Source organism: Streptomyces sp. NPDC091209, assembly GCF_044757755.1.
Lineage (GTDB): Bacteria > Actinomycetota > Actinomycetes > Streptomycetales > Streptomycetaceae > Streptomyces.
The window spans coordinates 214,329-237,545 of sequence record NZ_JBIVVR010000012.1 but is presented as its reverse complement, the minus strand read 5'-3'; the positions used below and the strand labels follow the sequence as shown (position 1 = coordinate 237,545).

At 72.6% G+C, this 23,217-nt stretch carries 10 protein-coding genes and 1 pseudogene; 7 read left to right on the top strand and 4 right to left on the bottom strand.

Features of this window, described 5'->3' with window-relative positions; translation table 11 throughout:
* Positions 1-55 precede the first annotated feature (55 nt).
* A pseudogene (locus ACIQRL_RS31200) lies at positions 56-11,497 on the top strand (SDR family NAD(P)-dependent oxidoreductase); the annotation flags it as partial.
* Between the two features lie 493 nt (positions 11,498-11,990).
* Here the strand turns inward: ACIQRL_RS31200 and ACIQRL_RS31195 are convergent.
* The 3 genes from ACIQRL_RS31195 to ACIQRL_RS31185 form a co-directional block, all read right to left on the bottom strand.
* A complete protein-coding gene (locus ACIQRL_RS31195; RefSeq protein ID WP_401337783.1) occupies positions 11,991-12,962 on the bottom strand; it encodes an ACP S-malonyltransferase in 972 nt (323 codons plus the stop codon).
* Between the two features lie 170 nt (positions 12,963-13,132).
* A complete protein-coding gene (locus ACIQRL_RS31190; protein ID WP_401337782.1) occupies positions 13,133-13,978 on the bottom strand; it encodes an ABC transporter permease in 846 nt (281 codons plus the stop codon).
* Complete coding sequence (locus ACIQRL_RS31185) at positions 13,975-14,967, bottom strand: ABC transporter ATP-binding protein (protein WP_401337780.1); 993 nt, start codon at positions 14,965-14,967, stop codon at positions 13,975-13,977. Before ACIQRL_RS31185 ends, ACIQRL_RS31190 begins: the two co-directional genes overlap by 4 nt.
* A 361-nt stretch (positions 14,968-15,328) precedes the next feature.
* Between ACIQRL_RS31185 and rfbD the strand changes: the two genes are divergently transcribed.
* The 6 genes from rfbD to ACIQRL_RS31155 all read left to right on the top strand — a co-directional run bounded on the left by rfbD (position 15,329) and on the right by ACIQRL_RS31155 (position 21,318).
* Positions 15,329-16,282: a dTDP-4-dehydrorhamnose reductase gene (rfbD, locus tag ACIQRL_RS31180; protein WP_401337778.1), complete on the top strand. Its 954-nt coding sequence runs from the start codon at positions 15,329-15,331 to the stop codon at positions 16,280-16,282.
* Positions 16,279-16,899 carry a dTDP-4-dehydrorhamnose 3,5-epimerase gene (gene rfbC / locus ACIQRL_RS31175; protein WP_401337776.1) on the top strand — a complete coding sequence of 207 codons (621 nt, stop codon included), beginning with the start codon at positions 16,279-16,281 and terminating at the stop codon, positions 16,897-16,899. Before rfbD ends, rfbC begins: the two co-directional genes overlap by 4 nt.
* Positions 16,896-17,963, top strand: a complete 1,068-nt coding sequence (locus tag ACIQRL_RS31170; RefSeq protein WP_401337774.1) for a glucose-1-phosphate thymidylyltransferase — start codon at positions 16,896-16,898, stop codon at positions 17,961-17,963. Before rfbC ends, ACIQRL_RS31170 begins: the two co-directional genes overlap by 4 nt.
* On the top strand, positions 17,960-18,937 hold the full coding sequence (rfbB, locus tag ACIQRL_RS31165; protein ID WP_401337772.1) for a dTDP-glucose 4,6-dehydratase: 978 nt from the start codon (positions 17,960-17,962) through the stop codon (positions 18,935-18,937). The genes ACIQRL_RS31170 and rfbB overlap by 4 nt, the downstream gene beginning before the upstream one ends.
* Positions 18,934-19,584, top strand: a complete 651-nt coding sequence (locus tag ACIQRL_RS31160) for a thioesterase II family protein (protein ID WP_401337771.1) — start codon at positions 18,934-18,936, stop codon at positions 19,582-19,584. Before rfbB ends, ACIQRL_RS31160 begins: the two co-directional genes overlap by 4 nt.
* Before the next feature lie 309 nt (positions 19,585-19,893).
* The gene (locus tag ACIQRL_RS31155; protein ID WP_401337769.1) at positions 19,894-21,318 is read left to right on the top strand and encodes a class I adenylate-forming enzyme family protein; all 1,425 of its coding nucleotides are present in this window, start codon (positions 19,894-19,896) and stop codon (positions 21,316-21,318) included.
* Positions 21,319-21,425: 107 nt separating this feature from the next.
* On the opposite strand, the gene ACIQRL_RS31150 is transcribed toward ACIQRL_RS31155, so the two are convergent.
* Positions 21,426-23,087 carry a flavin monoamine oxidase family protein gene (locus tag ACIQRL_RS31150; protein WP_401337768.1) on the bottom strand — a complete coding sequence of 554 codons (1,662 nt, stop codon included), beginning with the start codon at positions 23,085-23,087 and terminating at the stop codon, positions 21,426-21,428.
* Between the last annotated feature and the right edge of the window lie 130 nt (positions 23,088-23,217).

The following is a 23,217-nucleotide window of genomic DNA, read 5'->3' as shown; positions in this document are numbered from 1 at the left end:
CGCCCCACCATCGCGAGGGCTCTGTTCTTCTGGCTTCTGTACGAGGGATGCACGCATGAATGAGGAAAAACTCCGGTACTTCCTGAAGCGGGTCACGGCCGACCTCCACGAGACGCGCCGCCGTCTTCAGGAGGTGGAGTCCGGGGAACAGGAGCCGATCGCGATCGTCGGCATGAGCTGCCGCTACCCGGGGGGCGTCGCGTCCGCCGAGGACCTGTGGCGGCTGGTGTCCGAGGGCACCGACGCCATCTCGCCCTTCCCCACCGACCGCGGGTGGGACACCGGACGCCTCTTCGACGACGACCCCGACGGGCGGGGCACGAGTTACGTGCGGGAGGGCGGTTTCCTGCACGACGCCAACTGGTTCGACCCGGCGTTCTTCGGGATCTCCCCCCGGGAGGCCACCGCGATGGACCCGCAGCAGCGGCTGCTGCTGGAGACGTCGTGGGAGGCGTTCGAGCGCGCCGGCATCGACCCGAACACGCTGCGCGGCAGCCGTACGGGCGTGTTCACGGGCGTCATGTACCACGACTACGCCTCCCGGCTGCGGGCCCTCCCCGAGGAGGTCGAGGGCTACCTCGGCACCGGAGCGTCCAGCAGCATCGCCTCCGGCCGGGTCTCGTACACCTTCGGTCTTGAGGGCCCGGCGCTCACCGTCGACACCGCGTGCTCCTCCTCCCTGGTGACCCTGCACCTCGCCGTCCAGGCGCTGCGCAAGGGCGAGTGCACGCTCGCCCTCGCGGGCGGCGTCACCGTGATGCCCACGCCGGGCACCTTCACCGAGTTCAGCAAGCAGCGAGGGCTGTCCTTCGACGGCCGGTGCAAGTCCTTCGCCGACGCGGCGGACGGCACCGGCTGGGGCGAGGGCGCGGGCATGCTCCTCGTGGAGAAGCTGTCGGACGCGCGGAGGAACGGCCACCCCGTGCTCGCCGTGGTCCGGGGCTCCGCGGTCAACCAGGACGGCGCCTCCAACGGTCTGACCGCCCCCAACGGCCCCTCCCAGCAGCGCGTGATCCGGCAGGCCCTCGCCGACGCCCGGCTCACCGCCGCCGAGGTCGACGTGGTCGAGGCGCACGGCACGGGTACGACGCTGGGCGACCCGATCGAGGCGCAGGCGCTGCTCGCCACGTACGGCCGGGAGCACACCGCCGAGCAGCCGCTCTGGCTGGGCTCGCTCAAATCGAACGTGGGCCACACGCAGGCCGCGGCCGGTGTCGCGGGCATCATCAAGATGGTGATGGCCATCCGCCACGGCGTGCTGCCGAAGACTCTGCACGTCGACACGCCCTCGCGGAACGTGGACTGGTCGGCCGGCGCGGTCTCACTGCTCACCGAGCCCGTCGCCTGGCCGGAGACCGGCCGCCCGCGCCGGGCCGCCGTGTCCTCCTTCGGCATCAGCGGCACCAACGTGCACACCATCATCGAGCAGGCCCCCGAAGTCCTGGCGGATGGTTCAGGGGCGGGCGGCGACGAGGGCTCGGAGGGCTCGGAGGGTACGGATGGTACGGACGCCGCGGCGGAGGCCGTCGCGCCGGTCGCGCCCGTGCCGCCGGTGGTGCCGTGGCCCGTCTCGGGCCGCACCGAAGAGGCGCTGTACGCGCAGGTCGAGCGGCTTCTGGCGCACCTGCGGGCGCACCCGGACGACCGCCCGGTGGACATCGGATTCTCGCTGGCCACCGGCCGCGCCGCACTGGAGCATCGCGCGGTGGTCCTCGCGGCGGACCCCGAGAGCGCGGCGGGCGACCTGAGCGCGCTCGCCTCCGGTACGACCACCGCGCGCGTGGTACGCGGGGAGGCAGGCTCCCGGGGCAAGCTCGCCTTCCTGTTCACGGGGCAGGGGAGTCAGCGGCTGGGGATGGGGCGTGAGTTGTACGCCGTGTATCCGGTCTTCGCGCAGGCGCTGGACGCGGTCGCGGAGCGGCTGGATCTCGAACTCCCGCTGAAGGACGTGCTGTTCGGCGGCGATGCGGGGTTGCTGAACCGTACGGAGTTCGCGCAGCCGGCGTTGTTCGCTGTCGAGGTGGCGTTGTTCCGGCTGTTCGAGTCGTGGGGTGTGAAGCCGGACTTCGTGTCCGGTCATTCGGTCGGTGAGATCGCGGCCGCGCACGTGGCCGGGGTGTTCTCACTGGAGGATGCCTGCAAGCTGGTGTCGGCCCGTGGTCGGCTGATGCAGGCGCTGCCGGAGGGTGGCGTGATGATCGCGCTCCAGGCGACGGAGGCGGAGGTTGCTCCGTTGCTGTCGGAGCGGGTGAGCATCGCGGCGATCAACGGACCGAAGTCCGTGGTGATCGCGGGTGATGCCGACGAGGCCGAGCGGATCGCCGGTTCGTTCAGTGACCGCAGGTCCAAGCGCCTCACCGTGAGCCACGCGTTCCACTCGCCGCACATGGACGGCATGCTGGACGCCTTCCGCGAGGTCGCGGAGAGCATCACGTACGCAACCCCCCGGATAGCACTGATCTCGAATGTGAGCGGTGCTCTCGTTTCGGAGCAGTTGACGCAGCCCGAGTTCTGGGTCCGTCACGTCCGCGAGGCCGTCCGCTTCGCCGACGGCATCCGCGCGCTCGAAGCCGCGGGCGTGACCACGTATCTCGAACTCGGTCCCGACGGCGTCCTCTCGGCCATGGCCCGGAACTCCGTCGAGGGGGAGAGCCGGGTCCTCGTCCCTGCCCTCCGCTCCGGCCGCCCCGAGGCCGAGACCGTCACCGCCGCCCTCGGCCAGGCGCATGTCCGCGGCCTCGCCGCGGACTGGACCGCGTACTTCGCCGGTACGGGGGCCGAGCGCGTGGACCTCCCGACGTACGCATTCCAGCGCGAGCACTACTGGCTGGACGCCGGGGTCGCCGGCGGGGACGTGACCACGGTCGGGCTGCGCGCGGCGGACCACCCGCTGCTCGGGGCCTCCGTGGCACTGGCCAACGCTGATGGGCTGCTCCTCACGGGCCGGCTGTCGCTGGAGACGCACCCTTGGCTGGCCGACCACGCCGTGGCCGGCGTCGTGCTGCTGCCCGGTACGGCCTTCGTGGAGCTGGCGCTGCGCGCCGCCGATCAGGTCGACTGCGACCTGGTGGACGAACTCACGCTCGCGGCCCCGCTGGTGCTGCCCGAGCACGGGGGCGTCGAACTCCAGATCGCCGTGGCCGCGCCCGACGAGTCGGGCCGCCGTGCCGTCGCCTTCCACTCCCGCCCGGACCACGCGGCCGACGACGAGCCGTGGGTGCGCAACGCCACCGCCGTCCTGGCGGAGGGCGCTCCGGCCCCGGCCTTCGACCTGGCGGCCTGGCCGCCGGCGGGGGCCGAGCGGATCGAGACGGACGGGCTGTACGAGGGCCTGGCCGCGTCCGGCTTCGGCTACGGGCCGGCCTTCCAGGGGCTGCGGGCCGCCTGGCGCCAGGGTGACCAGGTATTCGCCGAGGTCGCCCTGCCGGACGGTACCGAGCCGGGTGCCGGACACTTCACCGTGCACCCCGCGCTGCTCGACTCGGTGCTGCACGCCATCGGTCTCGGCTCCCTCGTCGAGGACACCGGCCAGGGCCGGCTGCCCTTCGCCTGGAACGGCGTCGCGGTGCACGCCGTGGGCGCCGACACCCTCCGCGTACGGCTCGCCCCCGCCGGCCGTGACACGGTCGCGCTGGAGATCGCGGACGCCGACGGCGCGCCCGTCGCCTCCGTGGCAGGGCTCACCCTGCGCGCCTTCTCGCCCGGCCGGCTCGCCGGTCCGGGGGGCGGTCGCGCGGACGCCCTGTACCGGGTGGAGTGGTCGGAGCCGACCGTCGGTGGAGCGGCGGTCGACGACTGGGCGATGCTCGCCACCGGCCCGCAGGCCCTCTCCGGCCTGACGGCCATCGAGGCCGAGGTGCCCTCGGTGCTGGTGGTGCCATGCGGCGAGCCGACGGCCGGTGACGACCTGCCGGGCGCGGTTCACTCCGCCACTGCCCGGGCCTTGGCTCTTGTGCAGGAGTGGTTGTCGGACGAGCGGTTCGCCGGTTCCCGGCTGGTGTTCCTGACCCGGGGTGCCGTCGCGGCGGTGCCGGGCGAGGATCTGCCGGACCTGGTGCACGCCGCTGTGTGGGGTCTGGTGCGCTCGGCGCAGTCCGAGAACCCGGGCCGCTTCGGCCTGGTCGACCTCGACACTGATGCCGAGCCGACCGACGTCCTGCCGCGCGCGCTCGGCTCGGGCGAGCCGGAGGTCGCGGTGCGTGCGGGTGTGGTGTTGGTGCCGCGTCTGGTGCGGGCGACCGTTGCCGACGCGGAGCCCGTGTCCCCGGAGGGCGTGGTTCTGGTGACGGGGGCGAGTGGTGCGCTGGGTGGCTTGTTCGCCCGGCACCTGGTGTCCGAACGCGGTGTGCGGAAGCTGTTGTTGGTCTCACGTCGAGGCGCTGGTGCTCCGGGAGCGGCTGAACTGGCCGCCGAGCTGGCCGAGTTGGGTGCGGAGGTCGTATGGGCCGCGTGTGATGTGGCTGATCGTGCGGCGCTGGCGGCGCTGCTCGCCGAGCATCCGGTGTCGGGTGTGGTCCATACGGCGGGTGTGCTGGATGACGGTGTGATCGGTTCGTTGACGGCCGAGCGGGTGTCGAGGGTGCTGCGTCCGAAGGTGGATGCGGCCTGGCATCTGCACGAACTGGCCGGGGATCTCGATCTGTTCGTGGTGTTCTCCTCGGCCGCTGGTGTGTTCGGTGGTGCGGGTCAGGCCAACTACGCGGCGGGCAACGTGTTCCTGGACGCGTTGGCTCAGCACCGCAGGGCGCGGGGTCTGGCGGCGACCTCCCTTGCCTGGGGCCTGTGGGCCGGGGCTTCCGGCATGGCCGACGGGCTCGGCGACAAGGATGTCTCGCGCCTCGGCAGGGGTGGCGTGCTGCCCCTGGAGGCGGCCGAGGGCCTGGCGCTCTTCGACACCGCGACGGCCTCCGGGCAGGCGCTGCTGGTCCCGGTGAAGCTCGACCTCCCTGCCATGCGGGCCCAGGTCGCGGCCGGTGGCATGGTGCCGCCGTTGCTCAGCGGCCTGGTCCGGACCCCTTCGCGCCGTGCGGCCCGGGGCGGCGCGGCACCTGAGGGCAAGCTCGCCCGCACGCTGGCCGCGCTGGGCGAGGCTGAGCGTCCGGCCGTCGTGCTGGAACTGGTCCGTACGCAGGTCGCGGCCGTGCTCGGCTTCGCCGGGGCGGAGGCGGTGGATACGGACCGCTCCTTCCGGGAGCTGGGCTTCGACTCGCTGACCGCCGTCGAACTGCGCAACCGCCTCGGCTCGGCGACCGGCGTACGGCTGCCCGCCACGCTCGTCTTCGACCACCCGACCCCGGCCGTGCTGGCCGAGTTGCTGTACGGCGAACTGCTCGGCGTGGCCGACGTGGTGGCCGCACCCACCGCCACCACGCTCCACGACGACGAGCCGATCGCCGTCGTCGCCATGGCCTGCCGCTTCCCGGGCGGTGTGAGGACGCCCGAGGACCTGTGGCGCCTCGTGGCCGAGGGCCGGGACGCCATCTCGGACATGCCCGACGACCGGGGCTGGGATGCCGAGGGTCTCTTCGACCCGGACCCCGACCGCCCCGGCACCAGCTACAGCATGGCGGGCGGCTTCCTGCACGACGCCCACCACTTCGACCCGACGTTCTTCGGCATCTCGCCTCGTGAGGCACTCGCCACCGACCCGCAGCAGCGGTTGCTGCTGGAGACCTCGTGGGAGACCTTCGAGCGGGCGGGCATCGACCCGGCCTCCCTGCGTGGCAGCCGTACGGGCGTCTTCGCCGGCGTCATGTACAACGACTACGGCACGCTGCTGCACCGCGCGCCCGACGGCCTGGAGGGCTACATGGGCACCTCCAGCTCCGGCAGCGTCGCCTCGGGCCGGGTGTCGTACACCTTCGGTCTGGAGGGTCCGGCGGTCACCGTCGACACGGCCTGCTCGTCGTCCCTGGTCACCCTGCACCTCGCCGCCCAGGCGCTGCGCAACGGCGAGTGCGACCTGGCGCTCGCGGGCGGTGTGACCGTGATGGCCACCCCCGGCACGTTCGTGGCGTTCAGCCGACAGCGGGGCCTCGCGACCGACGGCCGGTGCAAGCCCTTCGCGGCGGCGGCCGACGGCACGGCCTGGGGCGAGGGCGTCGGCATGCTGCTCGTGGAGCGGTTGTCGGACGCGGAGCGCAACGGTCATCCGGTGCTGGCGGTGGTGCGGGGTTCGGCGGTCAATCAGGACGGTGCGTCCAACGGTCTGACCGCTCCGAACGGTCCGTCCCAGCAGCGGGTGATCCGGCAGGCGTTGGCGAACGCCGGTCTGTCGGTGTCCGAGGTGGACGTGGTCGAGGCGCACGGTACGGGTACCACGCTGGGTGACCCGATCGAGGCGCAGGCGCTCCTGGCGACGTACGGTCAGGAGCGTTCTGCCGAGCGGCCGTTGCTGCTGGGCTCGGTCAAGTCGAACATGGGGCACACGCAGGCCGCTGCCGGTGTCGCGGGCATCATCAAGATGGTCCAGGCGATGCGTCACGGTGTGGTGCCCCGGACGCTGCACGTGGACGAGCCGACCCCGCACGTGGACTGGGAGGCGGGCGCTGTACGCCTGTTGACCGAGTCCGTCGCCTGGCCCGAGACCGGCAGGCCCCGCCGCGCCGCCGTCTCCTCCTTCGGCATCAGCGGTACGAACGCCCACACGATCATCGAGCAGCCGCCGACCGCGTCCGTCCCGGAACCGGTCGGGGACACCACGGGTCCGCTGCCGTACGTGCTGTCGGCGCGGTCACCGGAGGCGCTGCGCGATCAGGCCGCCCGGCTGCGGGCGCATCTGGAGCAGACTCCGGGCGAGCGGACCGCGGACGTGGCCCACACACTGGCGGTGCACCGTGCGGTGTTCGACCACCGCGCGACGGTCGTGGCGGGGGACCGCGACGAGCTGGTACGCGGCCTGAACGCGCTGGAGTCCGACGGTACCGCCGCCGGGGTGGTGCGCGGGGAGGCCGGCTCCCGGGGCAGGCTCGCGTTCCTGTTCACGGGGCAGGGGAGTCAGCGGCTGGGTATGGGACGTGAGTTGTACGCGGCCTACCCGGTCTTCGCGCAGGCGATGGACGCGGTCGCGGAGCGGATGGATCTCGAACTCCCGCTGAAGGACGTGCTGTTCGGGGACCATGCGGAGCTGCTGAACCGTACGGAGTACGCGCAGCCGACCCTCTTCGCGATCGAGGTCGCCCTCTTCCGGCTGTTCGAGTCGTGGGGTGTGAAGCCCGACCTCGTCGCCGGTCACTCGATCGGTGAGATCGCGGCCGCGCATGTGGCCGGGGTGTTCTCGCTGGAGGACGCCTGCAAGCTGGTGGCTGCTCGTGGTCGTCTGATGCAGGCGCTGCCCGAGGGCGGCGTGATGATCGCGCTCCAGGCCACCGAGGACGAGGTCACTCCGCTGCTCGGCGAGCGCGTGAGCATCGCGGCGATCAACGGGCCGCGGTCCGTCGTCATTGCGGGTGACGCGGACGAGGCCGAGAGGGTTGCCGGTTCGTTCAGCGACCGCAAGTCCAAGCGCCTGAACGTGAGTCACGCGTTCCACTCGCCGCACATGGACGGCATGCTGGACGCCTTCCGCGCCGTGGCCGAGGGCCTGACGTACGAGCGGCCGAAGATATCGGTGATCTCGAATGTGAGCGGTGCTCTCGCTTCGGAGCAGTTGACGCAGCCCGAGTTCTGGGTCCGTCACGTGCGGGGGGCGGTCCGCTTCGCCGACGGCATCCGCGCGCTCGAAGCCGCCGGTGTCACCACGTATATCGAACTCGGTCCCGACGGCGTCCTGTCCGCCATGGCGCAGGACTGCGTGGAGAGCGATGCCGCCTTCGCCGCCGCCCTGCGCGCCGGACGCGACGAGGCGGAGACCGCTGTCACCGTGCTCGCCCTCGCCCATGTCCACGGCACGAGGGTCGACTGGGCCGCGTACTTCGCCGGTTCCGGCGCGCGCCGGGTCGACCTGCCGACGTACGCCTTCCAGCGCGAGCGCTACTGGATCGACGTTCCGGTCGGTGGGGTCGGCGACGTGGCCTCGGCCGGGCTCGGCGACGCCGAGCATCCCCTGCTCGGCGCGGCGGTGGAACTGCCGGACGGGGCGGGCACGGTCTTCACCGCGCGGCTGTCCCTGGCCGCGCACCCGTGGCTGGCGGACCACGCCGTCGCGGGCACGGTCCTGCTGCCGGGTACGGCCTTCGTGGAGCTGGCGCTGCACGCCGGACGGCAGGTCGGTGCCGCCGTACTGGAGGAACTGACCCTGGAGGCGCCGCTGGTGCTGCCCGAGCGGGGCGCCCGCCAGCTCCGGGTCTCCGTGACCGGGCCCGACGAGGCGGGCCGGCGGGCGCTGCATGTGCACTCGCGTCCCGAAGGCGACGGGCCGGCGGACGCGCCCTGGACGCGGCACGCCGGTGGCGCGCTGACCTCGGCGGAACCGGGGGCGGTGCCGGAACGGCTGGAAACCTGGCCGCCCGCGAGTGCCGAGGAGCTGGACTCGGACGATCTGTACGAGCGGTTCGCGGCCGGTGGGTTCGGCTATGGTCCGGGCTTCCGCAACCTGCGGGCGGCCTGGCGCCACGGCGAGGAGCTGTACGCGGAACTGGCCCTGCCCGAAGGTTCCGGCGCGGACGCCTTCGGGCTGCACCCGGCGCTGCTGGACGCGGCCCTGCACGGCCTGGCGTTCGGGATCGTTCCGCTCGGCGCGGGGCAGGACACGGCCGGGCAGGTCCGGCTGCCGTTCTCCTTCAGCGGGGTCGCCCTGCACTCGGTGGGCGCGGACGCGCTGCGGGTGCGGCTGGCTCCGGCCGGTTCGGGGGCGGTGTCCCTGACGGCCTACGACGTGCAGGGCGCGCCGGTGGTGGCCGTGGAGTCGCTGCTGCTGCGGGCGCTCGACCCGTCCCGGCTCGGGGCCACCCACGCGCCCGCGCACCACGAGTCGCTGTTCCGGCTGGAATGGCCGATCGTGTCCGCCGCGCCCGGGCGGAACGGGCGCTGGGCGGTCATCGGGAACGACCCGATGGGCCTGGAGGCCGCGCTGCGCGGCGCCGGGCACGCCGTCGACGGGTTCGCCGACGCGGGAGCCCTGGCCGGTGTGGTGGCCTCGGGCAAGCCGATGCCGGACACCGTGCTGGTGTCGTACGCCGCGTCGGACGGCGGCGACGCGACTCCGGCCGCGCACGAGGCGCTGGCGCTGGTGCGCGACTGGCTCGCCGGTGACGTACCGGAGGACGCGCGGCTGGTCGTGGTGACCCGGGGTGCGGTGGAGGCCCGACCGGGCGAGGGCGTGGCCGACGTGGCCCACGCGGCCGTATGGGGTCTGCTGCGGTCGGCGCAGTCGGAGAACCCGGGCCGGTTCGTGCTGCTGGACCTGGACGCGTCCGCCGCCGATCCGGCCGAGGCCCTGGCCGCCGCCGTGGCCACCGGCGAACCCCAACTGGCCTTCCGCGAAGGCGAGATGCGCGCGGCCCGGCTGGCCCGCGTACCGGCCGACCGGGAGCCGGTCGGCAGGATCGCCCTCGACCCCGAAGGCACGGTCCTCGTCACCGGTGGCACCGGTGCGCTGGGCGGTCTGCTGGCCCGGCATCTCGTCGTCGAACACGGTGTACGGCACCTGCTGTTGACGAGCCGACGCGGTCCGGCCGCTGAGGGCGCGACCGAACTCGTAGCGGAGTTGCACGAGTTGGGGGCCGAGGCGACCGTGGCGGCGTGCGACGCGGCCGACCGGGACGCGCTGGCCGCGCTGCTGGCGTCCGTACCGGCCGCGCACCCGCTGACGGCGGTCGTGCACACGGCCGGCGTCGTGGACGACGGCATGGTGGGGTCACTGACGCCGGAGCGCCTGGAGAAGGTGCTGCGGCCCAAGGCCGAGGCGGCGCTGCACCTGCACGAGCTGACCCGGGATCAGAATCTGGCGGCGTTCGTGCTGTTCTCCTCGGCGGCCGGCACCCTCGGCAACCCTGGCCAGGCCAACTACGCCGCTGCCAACGCCTACTTGGACGCGCTCGCCCAGCACCGGCGCGCGACAGGACTGCCCGCCGTCTCGCTGGCCTGGGGCCTGTGGGAGCAGCGCAGCGCGATGACCGGGGAACTGTCGGAGGCGGACGTGCAGCGCATGGCGCGGGCCGGGCTCGCGCCGCTCACCTCGGAGCAGGGACTCGCCCTCTTCGACACCGCCTGCGCGCTGGCCGCGCACCGCGAACGGCCCGACGCCGGGGTGTTCGTGGCGATGCGGCTGGACACGGGCCCGCTGCGTGCCCAGGCCGAGGCCGGGGCGCTGCCTCCGGTGCTGTCCGGGCTGGTACGGGGCGGACCGCGTCGGGCCGCGCCGGGACGGGCGACCGCCCCGGCGGCCTCGGCCGCCGCGCAGCGACTCGCGGGCCTCGCCGGGCTGCCGGAGGCCGAGCAGGAGCGGATGCTGCTCGACCTGGTGCGGGCGGAGGTCGCGGCCGTGCTCGCGTACCCCTCGCCCGAGGCGGTCGGTGCCGACCAGCAGTTCCTGGAACTGGGCCTGGACTCACTCACCGCCGTCGAGCTGCGCAACCGGCTGAACGCGGCGACCGGGCTGCGGCTGCCCGCCACGCTGCTCTTCGACCACCCGACACCCGTCCTGGCCGCGGCGCGGCTGCGCGCCGAACTGGGCGCGGGCGCACCGGGGGAGCGGTCCGCCGACGCGGGTGCGGCGGAGGAGTCGGGGGTGTTCGGCGCGATGCTCCAGGAGGCGGGCGCGCAGGGTATGTCCGGCCCGTTCATGGAGCTGCTGATGCAGGCGTCGCGGTTCCGGCCGTCGTTCTCCTCGGCGGCCGACCTGCGTCGCGCGCCCGCCCTGGTGCGGCTGGCCCGCGGCGCGGAGGACGAGGAGCGGCCCGGGCTGATCTGTTTCTCGTCGATCCTGTCGATCTCGGGCCCGCACCAGTACGCGCGATTCGCCGCGGCCTTCCGCGGCCGCCGTGACGTGCACGCGCTGAGCGCCCCCGGGTTCCTGCACGGCGAGCAGCTGCCGGTGAGCACGGACGCCGTAGTGGAGGCGCAGGCGGAGGCCGTGGTGAGGCACACGGACGGCAAGCCGTTCGTGCTCCTCGGCCACTCCTCCGGCGGCATGCTGGCGCACGCGGTCACCTCCCGGCTGGAGGACGCGGGCGTGTTCCCGCAGGCCGTGGTGCTGATCGACATCTACTCGCACGACGACGACGCGATCGTGGGCATCCAGCCGGGCCTGTCCGCGGGCATGGACGAGCGGCAGGACAGCTACGTGCCGGTCGACGACGACCGGTTGCTCGCCATGGGCGCGTACTTCCGGCTCTTCGGCGGGTGGAAGCCGACGGCGGTCAAGACGCCGACGCTGCTCCTGCGGGCCGGCGAGCCGTTCTTCGACTGGCGCCGGGGCTCCGACGGCGACTGGCGCTCGTACTGGGATCTCGGCCACACAGCCGCCGATGTACCGGGGAACCACTTCACGATGATGGAGGAGCACGCGGGGGAGACGGCCGAAGCGGTCGAGTCCTGGCTCGACACCTCCCGCTGAAACCCCGAGGGGCGGTACCACCGGCAGCGCCCGGCGGTGCCGCCCCTTCCGCCTGTCGCGGCGGCGCCGCCGCCAAGGCCTCGCCGGTCAGCCCGGCTCGACTCACCGCCTTTCGATGACGCCCGATCCTGGTCCGACGGTCCGACGGTCCGACGGTCCGACGGTCCGAGGGTCCGAGGGTCCGAGGGTCCGAGGGTCCGACGGCCCTTCGGCCACGGCCACGTTCACGGCCCTGGTTTCGCTCGGGCTCTTGCCCGACCCGAGTGGCCCGAGGCGACGACCCGGCGGGCGACGGCAAAGGACGCGATGCCCGGAGCCCTCTACGCCGCCCAGCCCCTCAGCCCCCATGCCCCCTCAGCCCTTCAGCCCCCATGCCCCCTCAGCCCTTCAGCCCCCATGCCCCCTCAGCCCTTCAGCCCCCTGGCCCCACGTCCCGCGGACGACTGAGGCCCGGACGGGCGGAAGAACCGCTCGGCCGGGCCCCGGCGTGCGGTCAGGACGCGGTGCGCCGTGCCGGCCGCTGCCGTTCCCGTTCCCGCTTCTTGGGCAGCCCCACGGTCCGCACCGTGAACGAGGAGCGCGTGAGGTCGAGCCGGTGGAACAGGTTGTCCGGCCCGGTCACGCACACCGTGCCCACGTCCAGCCCCATGAGGGTCTCCACGACGCTGGGCCAGTGGATCGGCCGGTCGAACGTGTCCAGCATCATCGATCGCAGCTCCGCCGCCGTCCGCACCACGCTTCCGTCATGGTCGGAGACCACGGGAACGGCCGGATCGGCCAGTTCGTACGCGGCGAAGACCTCCTCCTCGGCCTTTCGCCGCAGCGCGGAGAACGACGCCGCGTGCACCGGCGGACGCATCGAGTACATGGAGTACCCGCCGGCCGCGCTGATGCGGGCCTTGAAATCGTCGAGGTCCCGCTCGCGCACGGACACCATGTGGAAGGCCGCGTCGAGCCTGCCGGAGACGTCGTACCAGGCGCCGCGTGCCTCGAAGTCGGCGAGGATCTCCGCCAGGCGCTCCTGCGGGGTGCGCACGAAGGAGTGGGTGACCACGTCCGGGTGGGAGGTCGCGAAGAACTCCTCCTCGCAGCGGGCCAGTTCGGCTGTGAGCCGGACGACGTCGGCGAAGGACAGCGCGCCGGACCAGGCCGCCGCGGCCTTCTGACCGAAACTGGGGCCGGTGATCACGGTGGGGGAGAGGCCGAGTTCGGCGACGGCCCGGTCGGCCATCGCCATCGAGTTGACCAGGAAGGCGATCTGCGAGTGGACCGAGTAGTCCTCCTCGGAGTCGCGGAAGCGGTCGAACACCGAGTGGCCGAGGGCCTCGTCGGCCTGGGCGAGCCGCTCGCGGGCGTACGGGTCGAGCAGGAGGAACTTGCCGACCTCCGCGAAGGCCGAGGGGCCCATGCCGGGAAACACGATCGCGGTCCCGGTCCGGGCCGGTGCGGCGGTGTGGGTCATCATGCTGAAACGCCTCTGCTGGTAGGGGTGGTTCGTCGGGGAGGAGGGGGCGAGGAGGGGGCGAGAGCGGTCGGGGACGGGCGCGGCCCCGCGTCCGGACCGGCGGGCGCGGGTCCGGACACGGGGCCGGGGAAGGGGAGTTGCAGGGACCGGGGGCCTGCGCCCCCGCGGGATCAGTCCTGTGCCCTGCGGTGGAAGCCCTTGATGCCGATGAGGCCGAAGATCACGATGGCCCCGCCGAGGGCGGTGAGGTCGATCCAGAGCGGGATGGACGCGGGGCCGCCCGGCGGCAGCAGCAGGGCGCGGATGCCCTCGCTGACGTACGTGAGGGGGTTGAGCGTGCACAGCACCTGGAACCAGCGGATGCCGGCGAGCCCGTGCCAGGGGAACTGGGCGCAGCCGGTGAACATCAGCGGCGTGAGGGTCACCGCGAAGATGACGCTGATGTGCCGGGGCGGGGCGAGCGTGCCGATGGTCAGGCCGACGGTGCTGCCGGCCAGCGCCCCCATCAGCAGCACCCCGAGGGTGGCGGCGAACTTGTCCATGGGCCAGGAGACGTCGTCCAGGACGAGGAATCCGACCGGGATCATCACCAGCGAGGCGATGACGCCGCGCAGCGCGCCGAAGACCAGTTTCTCCAGGGCCACCAGGCTGGTGGGGATGGGCGCGAGCAGCCGGTCCTCGATCTCCTTGGTCCAGGAGAAGTCGATGACCAGCGGCAGGGCGGTGTTCTGCAGGCTGACCAGGAAACTGTTGAGGGCCACCACGCCGGGCAGCAGGACCTGGTTGAAGCCGCTGACGTAACCGAGTTCGCCCAGCACCTTGCCGAAGACGAACAGGATGAAGAACGGCTCGACGAGCACCTGGGCGAGGAAGGGGCCCAGTTCACGGCCGGTGACGAAGACGTCCCGCCACAGGATGAAGAAGAAGGTGCGGGCGGCGGTGCGCACGTCGGTGCGGGCCGGTCGCAGGTCGGCGGGGAAGTCCCGGACCGGGTCGGGGGCGGTGGTGGCCGTCATCGCAGCTCCCGACCGGTCAGTTCGATGAAGACGTCCTCCAGGGAGGCAGTGCCCATACTGATGTCCTTGATGTCGCAACTCGCTTCCGTGAGGGCCGCGATGGCGCCCGGCAGCACCGCGCCGGGCGGCGCGTCGCTGTAGAGGCGGAGCCGTAGTGAGGCACCGGCGTCCTGGCCGGCGGGCTCCTGGTCCTCCTGGCGCACCACTTCGACCCGGTCGACCGCGGGCAGCTTCCCCAGCAGCCGGACGACGTCCTCCGCGCCGGCGCGGGCGGGTCGCACGGTGATCCCGACCGCGGTGGCGCTCAGGCTCTTCATCAGGGCCTCGGGGGTGTCCAGGGCGAGCAGCCTGCCGTGGTCCACGATGCCGACCCGGTCGCAGAGCTTCGCGGCCTCGTCCATGTCGTGGGTGGTCAGCACGGTCGTGACGCCGCGCGAGCTGAGCTCGGCGATCCGCGCGTGGATGAACAGCCGCGCCTGCGGGTCGAGTCCGGTGGCCGGCTCGTCCAGGAAGAGGACCTGGGGGCGGTGCATCAACGCCCGGGCGATCATCACCCGTTGGGCCTGGCCGCCGGAGAGCTCGTCGCCGCGCGCCTTGCCCCGTTCGGCCAGCCCCACCCAGTCCAGGGACTCGTCGGCGAGCCGACGCCGCTCGGCCCGGCCCATGCCGTGGTAGCCGGCGTGGAAGAGCAGGTTCTGACGGAGCGTCAAGGAGCGGTCGAGGTTGTTGCGCTGCGGCACGACGGCGAACGCCCGCCGGGCGCGGGCGGGTTGGGCCACCACGTCCACGCCCTGCACATACGCGCGCCCCGCCGTGGGGGCGACGCGGGTGGTGAGGATGCCGATCGTGGTGGTCTTGCCGGCACCGTTGGGTCCGAGGAATCCGAAGACCTCTCCCCGGCGGACGGAGAAGCTCAAGCCGTCCACCGCCGGTCGGTCGCGGTCCCGGTACTTCTTCACCAGTCCGTCGACCACGACGGCAGCATGCATGGATGGTTGAGAATTCATTTACGCCTGCGAATCGCGCGGGACGCGTAAACGAGGGGTCCGGGCTCTCGCGCAAGAATGTCGCGCCACCGGCCGCACGTCGAGCGCCGACTGAATGGGACACAGAAGTGGTGCTGCCCTTGTCTAGCACGCGGATCCGGGCCGCGGACCGACTGCCCTGGTGTTTAGGGGTTGTTAGGCCGGACTAGGGGGAATCAGGGGGGAAAGGGGCTGGATGCGGGCGGCGGGAATTGCCACCCCTATTCGTTGAACTAGCGGTGCGCGACTGTTGCGATCGCCCGAAAAGGCCTCCTAGCATCGCTGCGTGATCACGCCGAATTACTCTTTGCAAAACGAATTGTCGGTGGCGCGTACGGTCGCGGCGGCCGGTGCGGAACCGGCCGCGTCGCGATGGATGGTGATCGGCGTGACCGGCATGCTCGGCGGCGAGGTCGTCGCCCGGCTCACCGCCCGCGGCGTCGACCCCGTGACGAGCGGGCGGGCCGAGCTGGACCTGACCGACCCGGCGGCCGTCGCCGACGCGGTCGCCGGGGCGCGGGCCGACGTGGTCGTCAACTGCGCCGCCTGGACGGCCGTCGACCTCGCCGAGACCGAGGAGGCCGCGGCCCTCGCCGTCAACGGCGCCGGCACGGACCACCTGGCCCGCGCCTGCGCCGCCACCGACAGCAGGCTGCTGCACGTCTCCACCGACTACGTCTTCCCCGGCACCCCGGCGGACCATGGCCGCCCCTACGCCGAGGACGCCCGCCCCGCCCCGCGCACCGCCTACGGGCGCACCAAGCTCGCGGGCGAACGCGCCGTGGCGCGGCACCTGCCGCGTACCGGCGCCGTGGTCCGCACCGCCTGGCTCTACGGACGCGAGCGGGGCGGCTTCGCGCACACCATGGCCGGCCTCGCCCGTGAGCCGGGACGCACCGTCGACGTCGTCGACGACCAGCACGGGCAGCCCAGTTGGGCACCCGACGTCGCCGACCGGCTGATCGCCCTGGGCACGCTGCCCGCCGACCGCGCGCACGGCGTCTTCCACGCCACCGGCGCCGGCGGCACCACCTGGTACGAGCTGGCCCGGGAGGTCTTCCGGGTCACCGGCCACGACCCCGACCGGGTGCGTCCCATCGACAGCTCCCGGCTGGACCGGCCCGCCGTGCGGCCCACGTGGAGCGTGCTGGGCCACGACCGGTGGGCCGCGGTCGGCCTGCCCCCGATGCGGCCCTGGCGCACCGCGCTGGCCGACGCCCTCACGGACGCGGACCCCGCCGCGCCCGACCCCCGGACCCGAAAGGCTGTGGAGACGTGAAACCCCTGTCGCTGGAGGGCGCGTGGCTGTACGAGCCGCAGCTCTACGAGGACGAACGCGGCACGTTCCTGGAAGCCTTCCGCAGCGATACGTTCGAGCGGGCCACCGGACGCCGCCTGGAGCTGGCGCAGGTCAACTGCTCCACCTCCCGCCGGGGCGTGATACGCGGCGTGCACTTCGCGGACGTGCCCCCCGGCCAGGCCAAGTACGTCAGTTGTGTGCGGGGAGCCGTCCTCGACGTGATCGTGGACCTGCGCGTCGGCTCACCCACCTACCGCCAGTGGGAGGGCGTGCTCCTGGACGACCGGGACCGCCGCTCGGTCTTCCTCTCCGAGGGCCTCGGCCACGCCTTCCAGGCCCTCACCGACGACGCCACCGTCGTCTACCTGACCACCTCGGGCTACGACCCCGCCCGCGAGCACGGTGTCCACCCGCTCGATCCGGACCTGGGCATCGTCTGGGATGCCGGCACCGCCCCGGTGCTCTCCCCCAAGGACGAGGGGGCGCCGGGCATCGCCGAGGCCGAGGCCCGCGGTCTGCTGCCGCGCCACGAGGACCTCGTACGCCGTCCGTCCTCGCCGGCCCCACCCGCACCCCTCAGGGAGGAGACGCCGTGAAGGCACTCGTCCTCTCGGGAGGCTCCGGCACCCGCCTGCGCCCCCTGACCCACACCACGGCCAAGCAACTCGTGCCGGTCGCCAACAAGCCCATCCTCTACTACGTGCTGGAGGGGATCGCCGACGCCGGTGTCACCGACGTGGGCATCGTCGTCGGTGAGACCGCGGAGGAGATCCGCGCCGCCGTCGGCGACGGCTCCCGCTTCCGCATCAGCGTCACCTACATCCCCCAGCACCAGCCGCTCGGCCTGGCGCACGCGGTGCGCGTGGCCCGCGACTGGCTGGGCGACGACGACTTCGTGATGTACCTCGGCGACAACTTCCTGCTCGGCGGGATCAGCGAACAGCTTGAGGACTTCCGCACCCGCAGGCCCGCCGCGCAGATCATGCTCACGCCGGTCCGGGACCCCTCCGCGTTCGGCGTCGTCACCCTCGACGACGAGGGTCTCGTCACCGGCCTTGAGGAGAAGCCGGAGTTCCCCAAGAGCGACCTGGCCCTGGTCGGCGTGTACTTCTTCACCCCCGCCGTGCACGACGCGGTCGCCGCCGTCCGGCCCTCCGCGCGCGGCGAGCTGGAGATCACGGACGCCCTCCAGTGGCTGCTCGACCAGGGTCTGGACGTCGCCTCCTCCACCGTCCACGGATACTGGAAGGACACCGGCAACGCCACCGACATGCTGGAGGTCAACCGCTCGGTGCTCGACTCACTGATCCCCGCCTGCGACGGCACCGTCGACGAGGAGAGCGACGTCATCGGCCGGGTCGTCGTGGAGGAGGGCGCGGTCGTCACCCGCTCCCGTATCGTCGGTCCCGCCGTCATCGGCCGCGGTACCCGCGTCGAGGGCTCGTACATCGGTCCGTTCACCTCCGTCGGGGAGGACTGCCTGGTGGCCGACAGCGAGATCGAGTACTCCATCGTGCTGGCCGGCACGGCCATCGAGGGCGTGCGCCGCATCGCCGCCTCCGTGATCGGCCGACATGTGCAGGTCACCCCCGCGCCCCGAACGCCCCAGGCCCACCGACTGATCCTCGGCGACCACAGCAAGGTGCAGATCCGCTCATGAACATCCTCATCACGGGAGCGGCCGGGTTCATCGGCTCCCACCTGACGCGTACCGTCCTCGGCCCCGGCAAGCCGCTCGGCGCCGACGTCCGCGTCACCGTCCTGGACGCCCTCACCTACGCCGGCGACCGGGCCAACCTGGCCGCCGTCGAGGACGAACCCGGCTTCTCCTTCGTGCACGGCGACATCACCGACGCCGCCCTGGTGGACCGGCTGGTCGCCGGGCACGACGCCGTCGTGCACCTGGCCGCCGAGTCCCACGTGGACCGCTCCATCGCCCACGCCGACGCGTTCGTGCGCACCAACGTGCTGGGCACCCAGACCCTGCTGGAGGCCGCGCTGCGCCACGGCACCGGCCCCTTCGTCCACGTCTCCACCGACGAGGTGTACGGCTCGGTGCCCACCGGCTCCTCCAAGGAGACCGACCCGCTCGCCCCCAACTCCCCGTACGCCGCCTCGAAGGCCGCGAGCGACCTGCTCGCGCTGTCCTACCACCGCACCCACGGTCTGGACGTGCGCGTCACCCGCTGCTCCAACAACTACGGGCCGCACCAGTACCCGGAGAAGATCATCCCGCTGTTCGTCACCCGACTGCTCGCCGGTGGCACCGTCCCGCTGTACGGCGACGGGGAGAACGTACGCGACTGGCTGCACGTGGACGACCACTGCCAGGGGCTGCTCGCGGTCCTCACCGGTGGCCGGGAGGGGGAGACGTACAACATTGGCGGCGGCTCCGAGCTGACCAACAAGGAGCTGACCGGGCTGCTGCTGGAGGCCTGCGGCGCGGGCTGGGAGCGGGTGGAGCACGTCACCGACCGCAAGGGCCACGACCGGCGCTACTCGGTGGACTGGACCAAGATCAGGGACGAGCTGGGCTACCGGCCCCGCCACGACTTCGCCGGGGGACTCGCCGACACCGTCGCCTGGTACAAGGCCCACCGGCCCGCGCCCGGGGCGGAGCTCCCGGGCACATGACACCCGAGTGCACCGAGCACTCCACCAGGGAGGTCACTCCGGACGCCGTCACCCTGATCCAGATCCGGCAGCCCGCGGTTCCCAGCACGTACCGCATGATCTGCTTCCCCAGCCAGCGCAACTCCTCCGTCTGCTATCTCGCCATGTCGGAACTGCTGCTGCCCACCGTGGAGTTGCTGATCATCCAGTACCCGGCGTGGACCACGGAGGAGGAAGAGGAACAGGAAGACGCCGACCGCGCACGACTGGTGGACAAGATCTTCCAGTCGATCCGCGGCTGGGCCGACCGTCCGATGGCCCTCTTCGGCCACCGGCTCGGCGCCGAGCTCGCCTACGCCGTCGCCCGCCGCCTGGAACAGGAGGAGCACGCCGTCCCGTTGACCCTGTTCGTCTCCGGGTGCACCGTCCCGGCCAGCCGCGGCACCATCGGCCCTCCCGCCCTCACCTGCCGGGTGGTCGCGCTCGCCGGGCACCACGACGACCGTGCCCCGCTCACCGGGATGCGGGCCTGGCGCCGTTGCACGGCCGGCCGCTTCGACCTGGAGGTGTTCCCCGCGCCGCGCGGCTACCTGGACTCGCATCGCCGCGAGGTCGTCAACCTCGTGCACGACCAGCTCATTTCACTGCACGCCCCCGAACCGGACTGAAGCGCGCGGGCGTTGAGGACTCCGGTCGACTCCCGACCGGCCCGAGGGGGGGGCGTGACGAGGAGCCATGACGAGGGGCGATGACAGGGGGCGGCAGGGGCGCGACTGGGGTACCCGCCGCCGCCCCGACTGCATAGCGTGATGTGCGGAGACCCGCGTCAACCGGGCGGGACCGACCGGTCTCCCCGTCTCTCGTGAAGCCCGCGATCCCGCGATTCACCCACCGGACGAGCCGGACCCGCCTCGGCACGGCGCACCGCGCGCCGCCTTTGGCCCCGTCCGGTCCAGAGGAAGGACAGTGTGCGACCGATGACCGCGAAGATCTTCGCAGCCGACTCGGTGCGGTCCGTTGCCGAGTTCGAGCAGGACGCCCTGCGCGTCGCCGACGTGATCCGCGACCGCGGCGTCGGCCTCGGCGACCGGGTCATGCTCAAGGCGGGCAACTCGGCCAACTACGTGTGCGTGCTCTACGCGCTGATGCACGTCGGCGCCTCGATCGTCCTCGTCGACCAGCAGGAGCACAAGGAGGAGACCCGCCGCATCGCCCTGCGCACCGGCGCCAAGGTCACCTTGGTGGACGACGAGACCCCCATCGACCAGGACGCCGACCCCATCCACCTGTACGAGCTGATGGTGGACGCGGCCGACCGCTCACCCCTCGACACCGAGCTGTCGTTCGACGCCTGGGGCGAGTTGCCCGACGGGCTCATCATGTGGACCTCGGGCTCCACCGGCTCCCCCAAGGGCGTGGTGAAGTCCGGCGCCAAGTTCCTCACCAACCTGCGGCGCAACGCCGCCCAGGTCGGCCACCGGCCCGACGACGTGCTGCTGCCGCTGCTGCCCTTCGCCCACCAGTACGGGCTGTCGATGGTGCTCATCGCCCAGCTCACCCGCTGCTCCCTGGTGATCGCCCCCTACCGCCGGCTGGACCGGGCGCTGCGCATGGCCCGCGACGCCGGCACCACCGTCGTCGACGCCACCCCCTCCAGCTACCGCAGCATCCTGGGCATGGCCACCCGACAGGCCGGGCTGCGCGAGCACCTGGCCGGGGTGCGCATGTTCTGCGTCGGCGCGGCCCCGCTCGACGCGCCGCTCGTCGAGGGGTACGTCCAGGAGTACGGGCTGCCGCTCCTTGACAGCTACGGCTCCACCGAGCTGGGCAACATCGCCTTCGCCACCCTGGAGAACCCGGTCGCCTGCGGCAGGGCCATGGACGGCATCCGGCTGCGCATCGTCGACGAGGACGGCCGCGAACTGCCCGCCGGGCAGCCGGGCGAGATCGAGGTGGACACCCCCGACGCGCTGGAGGGCCAGATCGCCGACGACGGCACGGTGGTGCCCGCGCCGACCGGCTGGCAGGCCACCGGCGACCTCGGCCACCTCGACGCGGAGGGCAACCTCTACGTACTGGGCCGCAAGTTCGCCGTGCACCGCATGGGCTACACGCTCTACCCCGAACTGATCGAGCGCAAGGTGGCCGGCGAGGGCTGCTCCACCCGCATCGTGCCGGTGGACGACGAACTCCTCGGTTCCCGGCTGGTGTTCTTCGTCGAGGACGACGAGCGGCGCGACGCCGCCCACTGGCGCGAGCGGCTGTGCGCGGTGCTGCCCACCTTCGAGCAGCCCAACAAGGTCGTGGTGCTGGAGCAGTTCCCGCTCAACCGCAACGGCAAGCCCGACAAGAAGGCCCTGGCCCGCATGGCCGCCGAGGAACAGCGTTTCCCGACAGCGTAGTCGGCGAAGGCCCGTGCCCCTGGGACGGGCCTTCCGCGCGCATCCGCACCACGGACACCGCCCCCGTCCCGGGTCAGCCCGGACGGGGGCGGTGTCCGTGCGGCCTGTCAGCCGTCGTAGGGCAGCTCCACGGGAGCCAGCGCGTCGAAGAGGTCACCGGGGCCCGGGTTGTCGGGGTGCGTGGCGCCGCCGAGGTGGTCGAGGACGCCCCACACCGCGTTGAGCGCGGTGGTCACCGCGCCCTCCGCGAAGCCGGCCGTCCACGACACGTCGTCGCCGCACAGGAAGAAGCCGCGTCTGTGCGCGGCGAGGTCCCGCTGCACGAACTGGGTGAACAGCCGTCGCTGGTAGCGGTAGTGACCGGGCAGGTTCGACTTGAAGGCGCCCATGAAGTGCGGCTCGTTCTCCCAGGTGATGGTGATGGGGTCGCCCACCAGGTGGGAGCGGATGTCCACGTCCGGGTAGATCTCGGCCAGGTGCTCCAGCAGCACCTCCAGGCGCCGCGCGGCGCTCAGCGTGGAGATCTTCGCCGAGTCGTCGTTCCAGGTGTACGACAGGCACATCACACCCGGCCGGTCCGGGCCGTCGTCGAAGAGGTACACCCCGCGCGGCATCCGGTCGGTGAGCGTCATGCTCATCGCCGGCCGGCCGGTGAGCGGGTCCGGGTCGTTCCAGAAGGGGCGGTCCGTGAGCACGAACAGCTTGGAGGCGCCCATGTAGTGGGTGCGTTCCACCGCCGTCCACAGCGGCGCGGTCAGCAGCGCCGGATCGCACGCCACCCGGTTCAGCAGGGTCCACACGTGCGGGGTGTAGACCACCGCCGCGAACGGCTCGCGGTCCCCGTCCGTGTCCGTGACGACGAAGCGGTCGCCGTCGCGTGCCACGGCCGCCGCAGCCGGGCGGGTGCGCCCGCCGTGCAGCGAGGCCAGCGACGTGCCGGCCGGCCAGTGCGCGAGCGCGTCCGGGCCGTGCTCCCACAGGCCCAGCGGCACCTGCTGTGAACCGCCGTCTATGGAGACCTGGTTGTCGTCGGCCTCGGTGTAGACCACCCGCAGGATCTCCAGCAGCGAGTTGGGGAAGTCGGTGTCCCAGCCGCCGGAGCCGAAGCCCACCTGGCCGAAGATCTCGCGGTGCCGGAAGGACTGGAACGTCGAACTCGTCGCGAGGAAACCGTAGAACGACTGGTCGTCGAACTCCCTGACCAGCCGGTTCCATATCTGTTTGAGGAGATCCACGTCGCGGCGCTGCACCGCGTCGCGCATGGTGGCCAGCTCGGCCCGCTCCTGCAGCGCCTTCTCCCAGGCGGCCGCCACCTCCTGGTAGACGCCCGGGAGATCCTCCACGACGCGGGCGCCGTGCCGCTCGCCGCCGAGGTCGATGAGGGTGCTGGGGGTGGTGGGTGCCAGCGGGTTGGGGAAGGGGCGGGAGGACAGCCCCAGCAGGTCCACGTAGTGGAACAGGGCGCGGGCGGAGAGCGGGAAGCGCATCGCCCCCATCTCCGCCACACACCCGGGCGCCCCGGGGAAGGGCAGCGACCGCATCCGGCCGCCCACCTGCTCCGCCTCGTACACCACCGGGCGCAGCCCCAGCCGCATCAGTTCGTACGCGGCGGTCATCCCGGCCATCCCGCCGCCGACCACGGCCACCGGGGTGCCGGCCCGGTGCGCCGGCAGCGTGCCGAGCCCGGCCGGGTGGCGCAGCCAGTCGTCGTAGGAGAAGGGGAAGTCGGGCACGAGCATGGTGGTGGGAGGCGCGCTGGCCGACGTCATCTGGATTACCTCTCGGGCCGATTCCACATCGTTTCCAGGGAAACCGGAGACCTCTTCCGGCTGAGCCGGAACGCGCGGAGCCGGGCCGGGCCCCGTAAGGCGGGTCGCCGCGATGGGCCCGGCGCGGTCG